The following is a 17,292-nucleotide window of genomic DNA, read 5'->3' on the forward strand; positions in this document are numbered from 1 at the left end:
CCGATGACTGGTCATGCGCGACCGGTCACGCGTGAGCGAACCGCATGCCGCCGCCATGACTGATCATGCAAGTATTCGACTCACTTCGCGCACGTGTCAACACTCACCTGTAGCCACGGAGACCGAGGCGCAGCGCCAGTCCTTCATCTCACCTCTGCCACATACACCCGTTCGAGGGATGGATCGCCAGCGCGATTGTGCGTACAGTCGATTGCACCGAACGAGAAAGTTGCAGTTTCGAGCAGTCGGCCGGGCGGCGCGATCGCAAAGTGTCCGGCCGGCCCGCAGGGAACCGGCAGCAAGAAAGCAAGACCGCATCACACATCACGGGAGGGTGGGCCATGAGCGAGACCTCGTACATGGAGCAGGAGCTGCACAGCCAGCCGGAGACCTGGCGGCAGGCCGCACGGATCGGAACGGCCGCCGGACCGCTGCCGAAGGCGGGGCAACGAGTAGCCGTCATCGGCTGTGGCACCTCATGGTTCATGGCGCAGTCGTACGCAGCGCTGCGGGAGGGCGCCGGCTTGGGTGTGACGGACCCGTTCGCCGCTTCCGAAGCCTTCCTCGGCGGCGACCGCGGCTATGACGCGGTGGTGGCGATCACCCGCTCGGGCACCACGACCGAGGTACTGCGGGTACTCGACACGGTCAAGGGACGCATTCCTACGGTGACGATCCTGGGTGACCCCGAGACGCCGGCGGTCGCCCTCTCCGACGAAACGGTCGAGCTTCCGTTCGCCGACGAGAAATCGGTGGTGCAGACCCGCTTCGCGACCACGGCGCTGACGTTGCTGCGCGCCCATCTGGGCGAGGACGTCTCCCGGGCGGTGGTCGACGCGGAAGGGGCTCTGGCGGCGACGGTCGAGAAGGAGTGGGTGGACGCCGAGCAGTTCTCCTTCCTCGGCACGGGATGGACCTTCGGGCTGGCCAACGAGGCGGCTCTCAAGATGCGGGAGGCCTCGCAGAGCTGGACGGAGTCCTACCCCGCCATGGAGTACCGGCACGGCCCCATCTCGATAGCCGCGCCCGGCCGGGTGACCTGGCTGTTCGGTGCGGCCCCGGAGGGGCTGGAGGCCGATGTGGTGCGGACGGGTGCGCGTTTCGTGCGCCATGCGCGCGATCCGCTGGCCGAGCTGGTGCTGGTTCAGCGGGTGGCGCTGGAGCGTGCCCGGGCCCGCGGCCTGGACCCGGACAACCCGCGCAGCCTGACCCGCTCGGTGATGCTCGACGCCCCGGCCGCCTCATAACCCGCAGACGGCCCGTACTCCACCGCTCAGGCCGCTTCCCCCTCCCCTCCCCTCCCCTCCCCTCCGCCTTCCGTTCCACTGTCCGTTCCTTTTGTCCTGCAAGGGAGTTCACATCCCATGCCTCTGGTCCCCACCTCAACCATCATCGAGTCCGCACGTGAGGCGCGCGTCGGCGCAGCGGCCTTCAACGTCATCCACTTGGAAACCGCCGAGGCACTCGTCACCGCTGCCGAACGCACCGGCATCCCACTGATCCTGCAGATCAGCGAGAACTGCATCCGCTACCACGGCAGCCTGCTCCCCATCACCCACGCCACGCTGGCCCTCGCCGAGGGCTCCAGCGCCCGGATCGCGGTCCATCTCGACCACATCACCGATGCCGAACTGGTCCGCGAGGGCATCACCGCAGGGGTCGGTTCGGTCATGGTGGACGCTTCCGCACTCCCCTACGAGGAGAACGTCGCCACCACCGCCGAACTCACCTCCTGGTGCCACGACCGTGGCGCCTATGTCGAGGCGGAACTCGGTGAAGTGGGCGGCAAGGACGGCGTGCACGCACCGGGCGTGCGCACGGACCCGGACGAGGCGTTGGCATTCGTCGGCGCGACCGGCGTGGATGCCCTCGCCGTGGCCGTGGGCTCGTCCCATGCGATGCAGGAGCGCACCGCCGTCCTGGACAAGGAGCTCATCGGGGCGCTCCGTGCCACGCTGCCGGTGCCCCTGGTCCTGCACGGGTCCTCCGGAGTACCGGACGACGAGTTGCGCCGGGCCATCGCCGCCGGAATGACGAAGATCAACATTTCCACGCACCTGGTCTCCGTCTTCACCCGGTCCATACGCGGAACGCTGGCTGCGAACCCGTCGCTGGTCGACTCCCGGAAGTACGTCAAGCCTGCCCGGGAGGCCGTGGCCGAAGAGGCCGCACGACTGCTGGGCGTGCTGGCCACTTCGGCGCCGGTCCCGGAGCAGTTCGCGACCCAGGCATCGGCCCGTCGCTGAGAACCGGCCCGCAGCCGAGCGGGCACCGGTCAGACATCAGGAAGGAGTCAGAGGAAAGTGAGGAGAGAGGTGACGAACGGGGGTACTGGACGGGCGTCATCGTGGTCGATGGAAACGAATTAGGCTCGCGCTATGAAGCGCCACGAACGGATGAACGCACTGCTTGAGCTCCTCGGGGAGCGGGGTCGGGTGGATGTCGAGGAGGCAGCGACCGCACTGGAGGTCTCGGCCGCCACGATGCGGCGCGACATGGATGCTCTCGCCGAGCAGCAGCTGCTGACCCGCACCCGCGGCGGGGCGGTACTCAGCTCCGTGGCCTACGACCTGCCGATCCGCTACAAGCATGCGCACCGGTCGGCGGAGAAGGAGGCGGTGGCCCAGGCTGCGGCGAGGCTGGTCGAACGGGGTGATGTGGTCGGGCTGAGCGGTGGCACCACGACCACGGCGATCGCCCGGGTGCTCGCCACACGGCCGGACTTCGCAGAGGCGGGCCCCCAGCCGCATCTGACGATCGTCACCAATTCGCTGAACATCGCCAATGAGCTGGCCGTGCGGCCACAGATCAAGATTGTGCTCACTGGTGGGGTGGCGCACTCGCGGTCGTTTGAACTCGTCGGCCCGTTCAGCGAGTTGGTGCTCCAGCAGATCTCGATCGATATCGCGTTCATCGGGGCGAACGGCATGGATCCGGTGATGGGGGCCACCGTTCACGACGAGGCCGAGGCCCGGGTCAACCGCCTCATGGCAGAGCGCGCCCGACGTGCGGTGGTCGTCGCGGACTCGTCGAAGATCGGCGAACGGTGTTTCGCCCGGGTCGGTGACACGGATGTCTTCGACACCTTCATCACGGACGCGAGTGCCAAGGAAGCCACCCGCCGCGAGTTCGCAGACCGAGGACTGCGCGTGGTGACGGCCCGCCCACCCACGAGCGAGTGAGCGAGCAAAGCAAGCGAGCAGCGCGAGTGAGTGGGGCGGACCGGGTGGGGGTTACCAGGTGGTGTCTCCGCGGAGGGTGGCGTCGGCGCCGCCGTCCAGGTAGATGACCTGGCCGGTGACGTGGGTGTTCTCGGGGGAGGTCAGCCAGGCGAGCAGCGGGGCGACCTGTTCCGGGGCGGCGTGGCCGTGCAGGGGCATCGGGATGGTGCTGTCGACGGCCTGGCGCAACTGCGGGTCGGCGAGCATGGGCTCGGTCATGGGGGTGATGACGGTGCCGGGGCCGACGGCGTTGAGGGGGATGCCGGCGGCGGCCCAGTCGTCGGAGACGGCCGTGCGGCGGACCCATCGGGCGATGGCCTGCTTCGACGAGGTGTAGATCGCATACCCCTCGCCGCGGTCGATGGCCGCCTGGGCGGCGGAGACGGCCGCGTGCTCATCGCCGCTGAGGGCCGCGTCGACGATGGCCGGGTCGGCCGGGTGGACGGCGGCGGCGGAGGAAACCAGTACGGCGCGCGGGTCCGTACCGGCGGCGAGCAGCGGACGCAGGCCCTCCAGGGTGGCGATGACGCCGAAGTAGTTGACCTGGACGGTGCGGGGGTGAAAGTCGGCGAGGCCCGCGCAGGCGATGACGGCGTCGAGTCGTCCGCCGGTCAACTCCCGTGCCCCCTCGGCCAGTTCCTTACGACCTTCGGATGTCGTCAGGTCGGCGGAGATGTCGGTGTTCTTCAGGTCGGCACCGATCACCGTGTGACCCAGGGCCCGGAGGTGGGCTGCGGTGGCGTTGCCTATGCCGGAGGCGGCTCCGGTGACGAGATAGGTGCGGGACATGGTCGGCTCCTTGGAGAGGAGGTGGACAGAAGGGGGTGCTTGCGCCTCGTCGGGGTGGCGGACCGAGCGGGGGTGGATTCGTGCAGGGGGTTGACGTGGGGGCGTGCTCGGTCGGCGGCCGCGGCTCGGTCGAGCCGGTGGTGCGGCCCGGGGGGGGCAGGAAAGGAAGGCTGGTGCGGCGCCACCGGCGGCGAGGCCCTGGGGTGGCGGGTTGCCAACATACGATTTTTTGACATGACGTGCCAAGTAGCTAGTTTGCGTCAGAATTACGGGAGTGGTGGCTTGGATGGCTTGGATGGGGGCTCGGTGAGCCTCGGGCAGGGAGTACGGGGCGGGCTGGGAGCGAGTGTGGAGAGGGGGTGGCTGATAGACAGGGGTGTTCGGAGAGGCGGGGCGACCCATAGGCCGGGAGAGATGGATGACGGCAGCACGAGGTAGACCATCGCTGACCGAGCGGCGACGGCTGGAGACCCGGTTGGAGATCGCCGAGGCCGCGGCGGCGCTCTTCTCCGAGAAGGGGTACGAGGCGACGACGGTCGAGGACATCGCGTCGGCGGCCGGCATTTCGTTGCGCACCTTCTACCGCTATTGCGCGGCGAAGGAGGACGCACTGACGCCCGTGCTGACGTCCGGCGTCGGGCAGCTCATCGAGGACCTGGCGACGCGTCCGGTCGATGAGCCGTTGACCAGGGCAGTGCAGGCGGCGTTCGAAACATCGGCTTCGGCGCGGCGTCTCGCGGATCCGGAGCAGGCCCGTCGGCTGGTGCGGGTGATGTGTACGGTTCCCGCCGTCCGGATGCGGTGGCTCGCCGCGGGACGGGACATGCAGGACCAGCTGGTACCCGTACTGGCGGCGCGGAAGGGTGCGCCGGAGGACAGCATGGAGGTGCGACTGCTCACGTGCGCGTTGATCGATGGGCTCAGCGTTGCCATGGAGTACTGGGCGCGGCAGGACGAGCCGGGTGATGTGGCCGAGCTCACTCAGCGGGCCTTGGAGTATCTGCGGATCGACGAGCTGTAGTCGGCCGGACCAGCTTTAGTCGGCCAGCGGTTGAGGGCGGGGCTTGCTGCCGGGCGGGGCGGGGGGCGAGGGCGGGGCGGGGCGGCGGGCTGGTCCTTCGGCGCGAGCCGGGTCGACGCCTTCGACCCGGCTCGGCACCTTTCGGCTTCGACCTGGCTCGGCACCTTTCGGCCTGGCGTGGCGCGTTCGACTTGGCATGGTGGGTTCGGTCTGGGGGTGGTGGGGGTTCGGCGCAGGCTGGCGTGGTGTGGGCTTGAAGTGACGTGGTCGGATTGGGCGGGGGCTGGTTCCGAAAGGGTCGCTCTTGTGTCGCGCTTGTGTCCCTGTGAGACCCCCGAGGCTGTTTTGCCGTGGCGCGTGTGGACAATGGGGAATGAACGTGCGAAGCCGATCGTGCTTCGCGGGGGTTGAAATCTGAGTTTTCCAACCGGGGGAGATCACGTGCGGAAGATCATGGCCATAGCGCTGGCGACGGTGGCGGGCAGCGCCTCGCTCACATTGCTCGCCTCGTCGCCGGCAGCGGCCGCCGACCACTCACCGCAGTGCGTCAAGGTGCGCAAGTACTTCACCAAGGGCCAGCAGCGCTACGTCCGCCTGTCGAATCTGTGCACCCAGCGCGTGTCGTGCTACAAGATCGTCATTCCTCACCACAAGGACCCGAGCGGTCGCCTTCCCATGGGGGCGACGAAGGACGTCTGGTACGGCACGACGGAAATTCCGCGGGCGCTGTATGTGAAGAATGTTTCCTGCTGAGAGCGGTAATTCCTGCTCAGAGCAGTGAGTAGCGCCAGTGAGCAGTGAGTATCGAGCTCTGAGCAGAGATCAGTGATCAGTGATCAGTGATCAGTGATCAGTGAGCGGTGGGTCGTCGGGGGATCGACGGCCCACCGTGCGTTGCCGCGTCCGTTGCCGGGTCAGCTACCGTCCGTGCCCTACGGCCCGATGACCCGATAGGTTGTCGCCCCGGCGCCCCGGCGGTACGGCATCACGGTCACTGGCGTACGGCGGCACGGTCAGCCGCGTGCGGCATTGCGGGTCAGCCTCGGACGGCGATGCCGTCCAGGACCATGGAGAGGTACTGCCGGGCGATCTCCTCGGGGCTGTGCTGTCCGCCCGGCCGGTACCACGAGGCGGCGACCCAGACGGTGTCGCGCACGAAGCGGTAGGTGAGTCGGACGTCGAGGTCCGCGCGGAAGACGCCGTCGGCCACGCCTCGTTCCAGCGTTCCCAGCCATGCCTTTTCGAACTTCTGCTGGGAGTCGGCGAGATAGCCGAAGCGGGGCTGGTCGGCGAGGTGCCGGGCCTCCTTCTGATAGATAGCGACGGCGGCGCGGTGCCGGTCGATCTCCCGGAAGGACTCGGTGACCAGGGCCTCGATGGTCTCCCTGGGGCCGAGCCCGGCGGCGAGTACGGCGTCGTAGCCGTCCCAGAGCTCGGTCAGGAACGTGGACAGGATCTCGTCCAGCATCGATTCCTTGGAGTCGAAGTGGTAGTAGAGGCTGCCCGCGAGCATTCCGGCCTCGTCCGCGATCCGGCGGACGGTGGTGGCGTTGTAACCCTGAGCGGCGAACACCTCGGCCGCGGTGTTGAGCAGTTCGCGGCGGCGCTCCGGTGAGGCCGGGGCGGTCATGGTCTTCTTCTTGGCGGCTGGCACCCGGCCATTGTCGCTCCGTCGAAGCGGTCCTCCCCATTGGACCTGCCCCCTGATCGGGCTTCCGCCTCCCATCAGACCCGCACCCCCCGTCGGGGATGCGCCTCCCATCGGGCCCACGCCCCCATCGGACCTCCCAGCGGACCCACACCGCCATCGCGGCATACGCCTCCCATCGGGCCTCTCCCGTCGGACCTCCGCCTCCCGCCGAGCTTCCCGCCGAACCTGCACCTCCCGCCTGGCCTGAACCTCCCGCCGAGCCTCCGCCGACTCCGTGATCAACGCCTGGTCAATGACCGCGTCAATGGCTCGGTCAACGCATCGGCAGATTCATTTGCGAGTAAAACACCTGCGAATCTTTTGCTAGCCTGAAGGTATGGGAAAGCACGCCACACCTGCCGGGATGCGCCAGAGGCGGACGAGAGGGCACCGGAACGCCGGGCCAGGGGGCGTGGTGCGGTTCCGGCCGTTGCCGATCAAGAGCACCGTGCGGCTGCGCCGCCCCGTCGACATCTGGCACAAGCCGGCATTCAGCGCCGTCGTGGCCCTCGGCATCCCCGACCTCACGCTGTTCGCGCTGGGACGGCTGGATCTGGTCCTCTACACCTCCGCCGGGGCGATGTGTGCCCTATACGCGCACGGGCTGCCGTACGCCGCTCGGGCCCGGACGCTGCCGTGGATCGTGCTCGGGATGGTTGCGAGCCTGGGTGTCGCCCTGACAGCGGCTTCGCTGGTCACCTCGACCGCTCTGCTCGTGGTTCTCGCCTCGTTGGTCGCGGCGGTGCACAAGATGCTCTGTGACGCCACGCGCATCGGGCCGCCGGGGAACCTCATCCTGACCTTCATCGCAGCATCGGCCTTCTTCGTGCCGCAGCGCCTCGGGCAGGTGCCGCTCCATCTCGCGCTGGCGCTCGGGACCGGCGTACTGGCGTGGCTGGTGTGCATGGCGCCCGCGCTCATACGGCCGCACGGTCCGGAGCGGATCGCCGTCGCCCGGGCCCTGGAGGCCGCGGCGGGACTGCTGCGTGCGGAAGAGATGAACGTCATGGGCGGCGTGGCCGGCATGGGCAGCGTGGCCGGCATGGGCAGCGTGGCCGGCATGGGCAGCATCGACGGCGCGATGGTGCAGGCTCGGCATGAGCTTGCGGCCGCGGTCAATGCGGCCTGGCACACGCTGTTCCTGCTGCCGGCGCGTACCCCGGAGAAGGCTGCGGTGCGTGCCGCACTGGAACGACTGCTGGTACGGGCCGAGTCGGCGCTGGGCGGGACGGCGGCACGGGGAGAGGCCGCGGCACGCGGAGAGACGGGGGCATGGGAAGCGACTGCGGAACGGGGAGAGACTGCGGCGTGTGGAGAGACTGCGGCCTCGGGCGGAGCGGCGGTGCGGGGCGAGGCGGCGGCACCGGGATGGCTGCGTCGGGTGGCCGAGGCCGAGCGGTTCGGCGGGTGGGCTCGTGCGTTGCGGAGCGGGCGGCCGATGCCGCAGGTCACGCTCTCCGCGACGGAGGCCGAGGAATGGGCGGGGGTCGCCGCGGAGGGAGCCGCCGCCGTCGGTGACGAGGGGGCACCCGGGCTGCGGCGGCCCACGTCCGGGCAGCCGCGGGGCGTGGGTGGTGCCGTACGTGCGGTGCTGGCGCGGCTCGCCCCCGGGTCGCCCTTGCTGCCCATAGGTGCGCGGGTCGTCGTCGGCTGCGTACTGGCGGGCTGGGCATCCATGGGCGTCGGGGTCGGGCATCCGTACTGGGCGGTGGTCACCGCGGCGTCCATCTATCAGGCGAACACCACGCTCTCCTGGCAGCGCGCCCTGCAGCGCACGCTCGGCAATCTGCTCGGGCTCCTGCTGTTCACGATGCTGCTGCCGCTGATCCACACCGGCCAGCTCGCGATGATCGTGCTGACGCTGGCCTTTCAGCTCGGAGCGGAGGCGTGCATCACCCGCAACTACTGGCTGGGGTCGGTCTGCGTGACACCGATGGCGCTGCTGCTGACCGAATTCGGCAACCCCCTGCCGGCGCACACGCTGATCGCGGACCGCTGGATCGACACGGTGGTGGGCGCGGCCGTGGGGGTGGCCTGCTGCATGCTGGTCACCAATCGGCGGGCGGCCGACCGGATCGAATCCGCGCTGGAACGGGTGGGGGCGGTGGAGAGCGCCGCGCTGGAACTGCTCGCTCGCGCGGACGTGCCATCGCAATCGCCGTCGCCATCGCCATCGTCGTCGCCGTCGCGTCGGGCGGTGGACGGGGACGCATGGGAGCTGGGCAGGATGCGTGACCGGCTGACCAAGGGCCTGGTCGAGCTGCGTGAGGCGGTCGAGGTGGCGTCCGGCGAGTGGTGGCAGCGCGCGCTCCCGGAGGAACGGATCGCCCGCGCCGAGCAGCAGGGGCACCACACGCTGGCCGGTCTCGTACGACGGCTGTCGGAAACGGCTTCCGCGGCTGCTCCGGCTTCGGCCCCGGCTTCAGCTTCCACTTCGGCCCCGGCTTCAGCTTCCGCTTCGCCCTTCCCCTCTGCTTCGGCGTCCGCGTCTGCGTCTGGGCCTGTGTCTGGATCGGCGTCTGGATCTGCGTCTGCGTCGGCCCCGGCTTCCGCTTCGGCCTCGGCTTCGGCTTCGGCGCCGGTCTGCGCCCGCTGACCGTGGAGGCCACTCGCGGCACCGTCGGGGCCTCGGCCCCTACGCCTCGCCCTCCGCTACGCCTCGCCGTCCCCCCCATGCCTGCCCTCCCCGCGCCTCCTCATGCGCCTCCCCCGGTGACTCCCCCAGCCCCCGCCCCGGGTCCGTGGCGCACGTCCGGTGTCGTATGAGCAGGCACAATTGAAGGCGTACGCAATGGCCGAGAGGAGAGTGCGGGTGACCGAGGACATCGTCGCAGGGGTGCTGCGCCAGTGGCAGCAGGTGCACCCCGGGCTGGACACCGGCCCGATGGCGGTGATCGGACGGCTCAACCGCTGTTCCGCGCTGCTGCAGCAGGCGGCCGATGCCCCGTTGCGGCGGGCCGGACTGACCCGTCCCGAGTTCGACATCCTCGGCACGCTGCGCCGGATGGACCGCGAGCTGACGCCCGGGCGGGTGGCCCGCGAGACGTTCGCCTCCGGTGCGGCGGTGACCAAGCGGGTGCGGCAACTGGAGGAGCGCGGGCTGATCGCCCGCCGGCCCGACGACCGGGACCGCCGGGTCGCCCACCTGTCGCTGACCGACGAGGGACGCGAGATCATCGACCGGCTGCTCCCCGAGCAGTTGCGGTACGAGGCCTCGCTGCTCGACGGCATCGGTGAGCAGCGGCAGCAGGAACTCTCCGTCGCACTCGGCGAGTTGCTGGTGGTCCTGGAGGGGCGGCTCGGCAGCCTGATGGACTGACGAGAACCGGGGGACGGTCTCTCATGGCTCCAGGCGTGCGATGCGTCCCCGTTCGCCCGCGGCCCAGCAGCCGAGGTCGGGGGAGCAGTCGACGGTGTCGTACGAGCCGGTGTCGAACGGGCGCCAGCTGCGGCCGCCGTCGAGGGTCAGATCGCTGCCGGACGGACCGACCGCCAGGGCGATCCGGCGGGAGTGCGGGAGCCAGGCCACGCCCGAGCGGTACGCCTGTGGCGGACGGTCGGCCGCCACCCAGGTGGCGCCGGCGTCGGCGCTGACCGCGGCGGCGCGGGGCGACGGCTGGTCGGCGCGGAAGTCGCCGCCGACCGCCAGCCCGTGCGTGCGGTCGCGGAAGGCCAGTGCGAAGACGCCGCGGGCCGGGTCGCCCGCGGGGATCGGGGCGCCGGTGACCGACCAGGTGCGGCCGCGGTCGGCGGAGTGCAGTACGCGGGCGGTGGCCGCGCCGCCGGTCGCGATCCAGGCGTCCCGGCCGCCGGCGGAGACCAGGCACTGGCCGCTGGCGGCGAACGCCGCCTCGCCCGGCTGTGCCGGAGGCATACCGTCCGACGGCAGTACGCGCCAACTGCGGCCGCCGTCCGCGGTGGACAGCACCCGGTATCTGCCGTCCACGGGGTCGCTGAGGGCGATGCCGTGGCGCCGGTCGAAGAAGGTGAGGCAGTCGTAGAACGCGCGCGGGTCGGTGTTACGGAAGCTCTCCGTCCAGGTGGCACCGGCGTCGTCGGTGCGGAAGACACGGGACGCCTCGCCCTCACCGATCGCCAGGACGACCGCGTGGCGCGCGTCGAACGCCTCGATATCGCGGAACTCCAGCGTCGCGGCGCCCGGCGGCGACACATTGGCCCAGTGCCGGCCGCCGTCGCGGGTGCGCAGCACGGTGCCGGACGTACCGGCCACCCAGGCGGTGCTCCGGCCGACGGCCGCGAGACCGCGGAACCGGGCGGTGCTGCTGCTGTCCTTGAGGCGCCAGCCGGCATGCGGGGCGGTGAGCGACGCCGCCGGGGCCGGCTCGCGGACGGACGGCGGGTGGGGCGTGGTGGGGGTTGCGACGGCAGGGCCGGCGGCGAGGGAGAGGAGCGCGGCCGCGATAAGGGGGATTCGGGTGAGTGCCGCGGCACCAACCGGCAATGCACGGAGGCGAGTTCCGCTGGTGTTGCCCGCCCCGAAGGCCATGCTCACGCCCGCCCCGAGGCCCATGCTCGCGCCCGCGCCGTCCCCCGTGTTCCCGCCCGTGCTCACGTCCATGGACCTGTTTCCGTTCACCCTGCGCATCGTGCGCCGCATCGGCCCCTCCCGCCCCGCTCACGTCAGTGCGTGGAAGCTAGCCGAGCGCGGTGGTCACGTCCAGACCGTCGGCGGCCGGCGGAATTGGCGTGCTGACGCCTCGTCACCTCTCAGTTCCGACTGATATCGGCTGCCCCACCCCTCTCAGTCCCACCTGATACCGGCCACCCCACCCCCGTGACGCAGCTCACGTGTAAACCCGCAGTGACCGTGCACCCCGTCCCGCCGTCAGCTCGTCCTAATGGACGGGGTCAGCATCCGCGTTCCTCCGCAACCGCACCTCGCGGCATCAGCGATGCGCGGCGTTTGCACGCCCGCACGACCGTACGCCCGTACCACCGTCACGACCGTTAGGGAGCCAGGCGATGTCCAGCGTCATCGACCATGCCGTTCAGGCCCGTCTCATCGCGACCGCTCCCCGGTCGCGGGTGATTCCGGCGAGCCTGCGGTACGACCGTACCGACCCGTTCGCGGTGCGCCTGGTCTTTCCGCCGGCGGCCTCGCTGGACGGGGCCGAGGTGGTGTGGACGTTCGGCCGGGAGCTGCTGGAGGAGGGGCTGTACGGGCCGGCCGGGGCGGGTGACGTACAGATCTGGCCCTGTACGTCCGAGGAGATCATGGTCGAGTTGCGCACCGGCGGCGGGATGGCGGTCGTGGAGTTCGCGGCGCAGGAGCTGCGGGAGTTCCTGGAACTGTCGTACGGGGTCGTCGCGCAGGGCGACGAGGCGCGGCACCTGGACGTCGAGGCGGATCTCGCCGCCCTGTTGCGCGAGGCGTAGGCCTCCGCCCTCCGTAGACCCCAGGCCCCGGCCTCCGTAGGCCCAGGCCCCCGGCGTCCACCCGGCCTCGCCCCTGCTTGCCGCACGCTCCCCTCGCTCGGCCCTCGTTCGGCCCTCGCTCAGCCCCGCTCAGCCATCGGTGAAGAGGTTCTCCAGACAGCGGTCCAGGAGACGAAGGGCGGTTTCCGGCTCATGGACGTCCAGCAGAACGTAGGTGGCGAGTCCGTCGACCGTGCTGATCAGCAGCATGGCCTCCTCCTCGGTGGCGCGATCGGGGGCCAACTCACCGCGTTCCACGGCACGTTGGAGCTGGCTCACGAAGAAGTCGCGAAGCTGCGGGATGCCCTGCTGGGCCTCGGCCCGCAAGGCCGGGTCGTGCACGGCACGCACGTAGTAGGCGGCGCCGACCAGCAGGCCGGTGCGGCTCCGCTCGTCCAGCGGCAGCATCCCGGAGAGGCAGGCGCGCAGCACCTCCCGGGGCGTCGGCTCGCCCGTGAGCGCTTCGATGCGCTCGCGGACGCGGTCGGCGGCCAGCTGGTTGATCCGCCGGAGGGCGAAGAGCAGCATCTCGTCCTTGGTGCGGAAGTAGTGCTGCAGCCGGCCCAGCGAGATGCCGGCCTCGGCGGCGACATCGCGCAGGCTGGCGCCGTCGAGGCCACGGGTGACGGCGATCCGCCAGAGGGCGGCGGAGATCTCCTGCCGCCTGGCTTCGTGATCCACCTTCTTGGGCACGGCGGAGGACTTCCTTTCCCGCTTCTCACGCTTCTCGCACTGCTCGTACTTCTCACGCTTCTCGCACTTGTCACGCTTCTCGCACTGCTCGTACTTCTCACGCTCCTCGTGCGGGGAGAAGCCGCCCCCGTGGGGCCGTTTTTTGCAAGTCGCTTGTACCGTTATAACGTATCGCCATCCAATACAGTTGACCTGGAAACGGTGACTCCGCATGTCCGAGCCCGAGGCCGAGCCCCACGCCGCCCTCGTCCTGCGCCCGCCCCGCCATCGCGTCGATCCCCGGGCCCGCCGCTGGTGGGCGGCGCAGGCACTGTTGACGCTCAGCGGTCCGATGCTGCTGACCGCACTCGTCATGGCGGTCCTGTCCGTGCTGTTCTTCCCGGGCGCTCTGCCGTGGCTGGGGCCCCTGCTGCTGGTCGTGCTCGTCGTGCCGGGCCTCGGCTATCTCGTGGTGATGCCGCGCTGGCGGTACGCGGTGCACGCCTGGGAGCTCGGCGAGCGCGCGGTGTACGCGGCGGGCGGCTGGTTCTGGCAGAAGCGGCGGATCGCCCCGCTCTCCCGGGTGCAGACGGTGGACACCGTGCGCGGTCCGCTGCAGCGGAGGTACGGGCTGGCGACGGTGACCGTCACCACCGCCTCGACCGCCGGGGACATAAAAATCGCGGGACTGTCGGACGCGGACGCCGAGGAACTCTCGCGGCGGATCGGCGAGGCCGCGCAGCAAGTACCGGGTGATGCCGTATGAGCACGTCCCACCCCGCGCGGCCCACGCCGTGGGCCCACCCCGCGGACCCGCCCCAGTGGCGGCGGCTGGATCCGCGGACGCTGTTGGTGCACTGCGGCTGGATGGCGGCGCCGCTCGGTTCGCTGGCGTTGACCGCGCTGGCCACCGGGGGCCGGATCAGCACCCGCGGCTGGATCACCCTGGCCGTCATCGCCGCGTCGTTCGCCGTCGTCACCACGCTCGGTCTGATCCGGTGGGCGCGCACCGAGTTCCGGGTGCGCCTCGACGGAGGTGCCGGCACTGCGGGCCACGCGCCCGCGGGGCCCGACACGGCAGGCGGCGCCGCGCCCACCCAGGACCCTGCCACCTCGCACGCCCCCACCCTCGACATCCGCAGCGGGCTGTTGAACCGCCGGCTGCGGAGCATCCCGCTGCACCGCATCCGCACCGTCGACCTGACCGCGTCACCGCTGCACCGGCTGCTGGGCGTCACCGTGCTGCGGGCCGGTACCGCCGGTTCGGGCGAGGGCGGCGGGGCGCTGTCGCTGGATGCGCTGGCGGTGCCCGAGGCGGCGCGGCTGCGCGCGGAACTGCTGGCCCGGGCCGGCAGTTCGGCGTCCGACGGCGAGCCGGTGCTGGCCCGTATCGACTGGCGCTGGCTGCGCTACGCGCCGCTCACGTTCTGGATCGTCGGCGGGGTGTTCGCGGCGGCGGGTTCGGCGTACCGGGTGCTGGACGGCATCGGCATCGAGCCGTGGAAACTGGGCATCGTCCGGCGGGCGTTCGCCGAGTTCGGCACGAGCGCCCTCTGGCTGACGGTCCCGGTGGCGCTGTTGGCCGTGCTCGCCCTGGGCTCGGCCGGGGCCGTGGCACTCTACGTCGAGAACTGGTGGAACTACCGCCTGGAGTGGGCCGACGGCCGCACGCTGCAGGTGCGCCGCGGACTGTTCACGACCCGGTCGGTCGCCATCGAACGCGCCCGGCTGCGCGGGGTGTTGCTGCGCGAGCCGCTGCTGCTGCGGGCCGGTGGCGGTGCGCTGGTCAGAGCGGTGGCCAGCGGGCTGGGCAACCGCGAGGAGAACCGCAAGCGGAGCGGGCTGCTGCCGCCGGCACCGCGCGCGGAGGCCCTACGGGTGGCGGGCGGCGCGCTCCGCGCCCCCTTCCCCGCGACCACGACCACGACCGGGAACGGGACCGCGACCGGGAGCGGGGGCGGGACCCCGACCACGACCGCGACCACGACCACGACCACGACCGCGACCGCGACCGGCAACGGGAGCGAAAGCGCGCTGCCGGCCACCCCGGACACCCCCACCATCCCGGCCACCCCGGTCACCCCGGCCCCTCCAGCCACCCCCACCCCCCTGGCCCCCCACCCCCGCGCCGCCCTCCGTCGCCGCAGGATGCGCGGGATGTGGTGCGTCGTGCTGCCCGGTACCGCGCTGCTCGCCGGGCTGGGGGCGGCCCTCACCCCCGTACTGCTGCACTGCGCCTGGGTCTTCGCGGTGGTGGCCACGCCGGTGGTGCTGTGGCTGGCGCGGGACGCCTACCACAGCCTCGGGCACGGCATCCACGGCGGCTTTCTGGTCGCCCGGTCGGGCACCTTCAGCCGCGACACCCTCGTCCTGCAGCGGTCCGCGATCGCGGCGTGGACGTTCACGGATTCGCCGTTCACCCGCCGGTCCGGTCTGGTCACGCTGACCGCGGCGGTCGCGGCGGGCGAGGACGGCTATCGCATCCGGGATCTGGCGGCCGGTGAGGCGGCCGGATTCGCGGCGGCGGCAGGGCCGGGGATTCTGGCGGAGTTCCTGGTTCCGGCCGGGGAATCACCGGTGGCCCCGGTGGATTCCCGGTGGTTCCCGGGCAGTTCGGGAAGGCCGCAGCAGGAGCGGCAGGGTTTCGACAAGAGCCCGGCAACATGAGATACATCACACCCGTGTCGCGTGCACGGCGAGAGCGGGCACACCGTCCTACTGGACGAGCCATTGCCCAGCCAACAGCCGTGAGGGAGCAGCGCGATGAACACCGTCATCGACCACGCCGTCCAGGTCCGTCTCATCGCCACCACCCCCGGCCCGTACGACGTGCCCGCGGTGCTGCACTACCAGCCCGCCGATCCGCTGGCCGTGCGGATGTCCTTCCCGCCGGAGATCTCGCTGGACGGTTCGGCGGTGGACTGGGCGTTCGCGCGTGAGCTGCTGGCGGAGGGGCTGCGGGCGCCGGCCGGGCGGGGCGACGTGCGGGTGCGGCCGTGCGGCGCGGACCGCACGGTGATGGAGTTCCACGCGGACGAGGGCATCGCCATGGTGCAGTTGGACACGGCGGAGGTACGGCGGTTCCTGGACCGGTCGTACGAGGCCGTGCCGGCCGGCAGTGAACTCGCCTACCTGGGCATGGACCGCGGCCTGGCCGAGCTGTTCGGCGCGGCGTAGAGCCTCGGAGCAGAACCTGGCCGGCGGGGGCCAGCAGAAGCGGTTCCGCAGTACGCAGTCCGCCGTACGCGGTCCGCAGTTCCGCGGTCCGCAGTCCCCGGCACCCGCGACCGGCAGACGGCAACAAACCGACAGACCGCAATAGACGGCAATTGACGGCAATAGACGGCAACAACCGACAAACCTCAGCAGACGCCGACGAACAGCCACAGACTGGGCCGACCGCGCCGTGACGTCACCGGTGCCGCCGGCCCGCAGAACGGCCGTCGCCCCGAGGGAGAGCCCCCGGGGCGACGGCCGCGTCATGTTCCGCAACCGGCCGGTTCCGCAACCGGCCGGGCCGTTCGCCCCCTCCGGGGCGAGCAGGCGGTACCGCCGGTTCAGCGCTTGGGGAACCCGAACCCGTACCCCTGCTGCTTCATCCACGGCAGCAGGCGGTCCAGCGACCCGACGGTGAGGGCGCGGTTGCCGCCGCCGTCGTGGAAGAGGACGGTCGGGCCGTTGGTGATCTCCCCGTGGACGATGGCCTCGATCGCTGCGACGCTGCCGCTCTCGAAGTCCTTGCTGTCGACGTTCCAGCCGAGCGGGCGCATGCCGTGGCCGGCGGCCAGCTTCCGGCTGTACGGGGTGAAGGCGCCACCGGGCGCGCGGTAGTACTCGACCTTCGCGCCGCCCGCCGCGTCCTCGATCATCTTCTGGGCGTCGAGGATCTGCTGCGACTGGTAGCTCTCCGGCTGGTGGTCCATGCCGGTGTTGTGGCTGACGGTGTGGTTGCAGAGCTTGTGCCCGGCGGCCACCACCTGCTTGACCAGGTCGGGGTGGGCCTTGGCCTGCGGGCCGATCATGCAGAAGACGGCCTTGACGTCGTGCTTCTTGAGCACTTCCAGGACCTTGGGGGTCCAGACCGGGTCCGGGCCGTCGTCGATGGTGATGTTCAGGCTGCGGCCCGGGCGGTCGGAGGCGTGCACGATGGACGGGTCGACCGGGGCGATCTTCGGCGCCCGCATGGCCTTCTGGCCGAGGGTGTCCGCCTCGGCCTTGGACGGACCGCCGAGCTGACCGGAGGCGACCGCCCCGACGAGTCCCAGCGACACCACCGCCGCCGCCACCACTCCGATGATGCCGCCCTCGATACCGAAGCGCCGAGCCATCCCCATCCCCGTTCCTCATGCCGTGCCGGTGTCCGTGCGGACGGCGGGCACGGGATGCATCCGCCGTCCTCCACCACGACAGATGCGTCCCGGGCCGGGGAGGCTGCTCCTGTTACGGATCCATCATGAAACTTA

16 protein-coding genes are annotated in these 17,292 nt (G+C 70.9%); 11 read left to right on the forward strand and 5 right to left on the reverse strand.

Annotation, left to right across the window (positions count from 1 at the left end; genetic code table 11):
- Window positions 1–341: 341 nt before the first annotated feature.
- From AB0G35_RS17085 to AB0G35_RS17095, 3 genes are all read left to right on the forward strand, one after another.
- Complete coding sequence (locus tag AB0G35_RS17085) at window positions 342–1,247, forward strand: sugar isomerase (RefSeq protein WP_360949341.1); 906 nt, start codon at window positions 342–344, stop codon at window positions 1,245–1,247.
- A 117-nt stretch (window positions 1,248–1,364) separates the two neighbouring features.
- A complete protein-coding gene (locus tag AB0G35_RS17090; protein ID WP_360949343.1) occupies window positions 1,365–2,246 on the forward strand; it encodes a class II fructose-bisphosphate aldolase in 882 nt (293 codons plus the stop codon).
- A 132-nt stretch (window positions 2,247–2,378) separates the two neighbouring features.
- Complete coding sequence (locus AB0G35_RS17095) at window positions 2,379–3,182, forward strand: DeoR/GlpR family DNA-binding transcription regulator (RefSeq protein WP_360949345.1); 804 nt, start codon at window positions 2,379–2,381, stop codon at window positions 3,180–3,182.
- Between the two features lie 51 nt (window positions 3,183–3,233).
- On the opposite strand, the gene AB0G35_RS17100 is transcribed toward AB0G35_RS17095, so the two are convergent.
- On the reverse strand, window positions 3,234–4,010 hold the full coding sequence (locus tag AB0G35_RS17100) for an SDR family oxidoreductase (RefSeq protein ID WP_360949347.1): 777 nt from the start codon (window positions 4,008–4,010) through the stop codon (window positions 3,234–3,236).
- Window positions 4,011–4,428: 418 nt separating this feature from the next.
- Here AB0G35_RS17100 and AB0G35_RS17105 point away from each other — a divergent pair, with 418 nt between their 5' ends.
- Together AB0G35_RS17105 and AB0G35_RS17110 are read left to right on the forward strand one after the other, a co-directional pair.
- A complete protein-coding gene (locus AB0G35_RS17105; protein ID WP_360949349.1) occupies window positions 4,429–5,031 on the forward strand; it encodes a TetR/AcrR family transcriptional regulator in 603 nt (200 codons plus the stop codon).
- Between the two features lie 441 nt (window positions 5,032–5,472).
- Entirely contained in the window at window positions 5,473–5,784 is a 312-nt protein-coding gene (locus AB0G35_RS17110) for a hypothetical protein (RefSeq protein WP_360949351.1), read from the forward strand.
- Window positions 5,785–6,067: 283 nt separating this feature from the next.
- Here the strand turns inward: AB0G35_RS17110 and AB0G35_RS17115 are convergent, their stop codons facing one another.
- The gene (locus AB0G35_RS17115) at window positions 6,068–6,661 is read right to left on the reverse strand and encodes a TetR/AcrR family transcriptional regulator (RefSeq protein ID WP_360949553.1); all 594 of its coding nucleotides are present in this window, start codon (window positions 6,659–6,661) and stop codon (window positions 6,068–6,070) included.
- 424 nt (window positions 6,662–7,085) lie between these two features.
- On the opposite strand from AB0G35_RS17115, the gene AB0G35_RS17120 reads away from it, so the two are divergent.
- Complete coding sequence (locus AB0G35_RS17120; RefSeq protein ID WP_360949556.1) at window positions 7,086–9,317, forward strand: FUSC family protein; 2,232 nt, start codon at window positions 7,086–7,088, stop codon at window positions 9,315–9,317.
- Window positions 9,318–9,533: 216 nt separating this feature from the next.
- Window positions 9,534–10,040, forward strand: a complete 507-nt coding sequence (locus AB0G35_RS17125) for a MarR family transcriptional regulator (RefSeq protein ID WP_360949353.1) — start codon at window positions 9,534–9,536, stop codon at window positions 10,038–10,040.
- A gap of 21 nt (window positions 10,041–10,061) precedes the next feature.
- On the opposite strand, the gene AB0G35_RS17130 is transcribed toward AB0G35_RS17125, so the two are convergent.
- Window positions 10,062–11,300, reverse strand: a complete 1,239-nt coding sequence (locus AB0G35_RS17130) for an oxidoreductase (RefSeq protein ID WP_360949355.1) — start codon at window positions 11,298–11,300, stop codon at window positions 10,062–10,064.
- 404 nt (window positions 11,301–11,704) lie between these two features.
- Here AB0G35_RS17130 and AB0G35_RS17135 point away from each other — a divergent pair, with 404 nt between their 5' ends.
- On the forward strand, window positions 11,705–12,118 hold the full coding sequence (locus tag AB0G35_RS17135; RefSeq protein WP_360949357.1) for an SsgA family sporulation/cell division regulator: 414 nt from the start codon (window positions 11,705–11,707) through the stop codon (window positions 12,116–12,118).
- Between the two features lie 129 nt (window positions 12,119–12,247).
- Here the strand turns inward: AB0G35_RS17135 and AB0G35_RS17140 are convergent, their stop codons facing one another.
- On the reverse strand, window positions 12,248–12,850 hold the full coding sequence (locus AB0G35_RS17140; protein ID WP_360949359.1) for a TetR/AcrR family transcriptional regulator: 603 nt from the start codon (window positions 12,848–12,850) through the stop codon (window positions 12,248–12,250).
- Between the two features lie 211 nt (window positions 12,851–13,061).
- Between AB0G35_RS17140 and AB0G35_RS17145 the strand changes: the two genes are divergently transcribed.
- From AB0G35_RS17145 to AB0G35_RS17155, 3 genes are all read left to right on the forward strand, one after another.
- Window positions 13,062–13,595: a PH domain-containing protein gene (locus tag AB0G35_RS17145; protein ID WP_261954775.1), complete on the forward strand. Its 534-nt coding sequence runs from the start codon at window positions 13,062–13,064 to the stop codon at window positions 13,593–13,595.
- A complete protein-coding gene (locus AB0G35_RS17150) occupies window positions 13,592–15,496 on the forward strand; it encodes a PH domain-containing protein (RefSeq protein WP_360949361.1) in 1,905 nt (634 codons plus the stop codon). Before AB0G35_RS17145 ends, AB0G35_RS17150 begins: the two co-directional genes overlap by 4 nt.
- Window positions 15,497–15,592: 96 nt before the next feature.
- A complete protein-coding gene (locus AB0G35_RS17155; RefSeq protein ID WP_360949363.1) occupies window positions 15,593–16,006 on the forward strand; it encodes an SsgA family sporulation/cell division regulator in 414 nt (137 codons plus the stop codon).
- Window positions 16,007–16,386: 380 nt separating this feature from the next.
- Here the strand turns inward: AB0G35_RS17155 and AB0G35_RS17160 are convergent, their stop codons facing one another.
- Window positions 16,387–17,157 carry a polysaccharide deacetylase family protein gene (locus tag AB0G35_RS17160; protein ID WP_360949559.1) on the reverse strand — a complete coding sequence of 257 codons (771 nt, stop codon included), beginning with the start codon at window positions 17,155–17,157 and terminating at the stop codon, window positions 16,387–16,389.
- Between the last annotated feature and the right edge of the window lie 135 nt (window positions 17,158–17,292).

The sequence above is a fragment of the Streptomyces sp. NPDC021749 genome, from assembly GCF_040640655.1.
GTDB lineage: Bacteria > Actinomycetota > Actinomycetes > Streptomycetales > Streptomycetaceae > Streptomyces.

Bases quoted from the DNA above. Each gene is read 5' to 3' on its own strand.
- AB0G35_RS17090 (WP_360949343.1), top strand. From the start codon at position 1,365: ATGCCTCTGGTCCCCACCTCAACCATCATCGAGTCCGCACGTGAGGCG.
- AB0G35_RS17120 (WP_360949556.1), top strand. From the start codon at position 7,086: ATGCGCCAGAGGCGGACGAGAGGGCACCGGAACGCCGGGCCAGGGGGC.
- AB0G35_RS17100 (WP_360949347.1), bottom strand. From the start codon at position 4,010: ATGTCCCGCACCTATCTCGTCACCGGAGCCGCCTCCGGCATAGGCAAC.
- AB0G35_RS17155 (WP_360949363.1), top strand. From the start codon at position 15,593: ATGAACACCGTCATCGACCACGCCGTCCAGGTCCGTCTCATCGCCACC.
- AB0G35_RS17085 (WP_360949341.1), top strand. From the start codon at position 342: ATGAGCGAGACCTCGTACATGGAGCAGGAGCTGCACAGCCAGCCGGAG.
- AB0G35_RS17145 (WP_261954775.1), top strand. From the start codon at position 13,062: ATGTCCGAGCCCGAGGCCGAGCCCCACGCCGCCCTCGTCCTGCGCCCG.
- AB0G35_RS17105 (WP_360949349.1), top strand. From the start codon at position 4,429: ATGACGGCAGCACGAGGTAGACCATCGCTGACCGAGCGGCGACGGCTG.
- AB0G35_RS17150 (WP_360949361.1), top strand. From the start codon at position 13,592: ATGAGCACGTCCCACCCCGCGCGGCCCACGCCGTGGGCCCACCCCGCG.
- AB0G35_RS17095 (WP_360949345.1), top strand. From the start codon at position 2,379: ATGAAGCGCCACGAACGGATGAACGCACTGCTTGAGCTCCTCGGGGAG.
- AB0G35_RS17130 (WP_360949355.1), bottom strand. From the start codon at position 11,300: ATGGACGTGAGCACGGGCGGGAACACGGGGGACGGCGCGGGCGCGAGC.
- AB0G35_RS17135 (WP_360949357.1), top strand. From the start codon at position 11,705: ATGTCCAGCGTCATCGACCATGCCGTTCAGGCCCGTCTCATCGCGACC.
- AB0G35_RS17160 (WP_360949559.1), bottom strand. From the start codon at position 17,157: ATGGCTCGGCGCTTCGGTATCGAGGGCGGCATCATCGGAGTGGTGGCG.
- AB0G35_RS17115 (WP_360949553.1), bottom strand. From the start codon at position 6,661: ATGACCGCCCCGGCCTCACCGGAGCGCCGCCGCGAACTGCTCAACACC.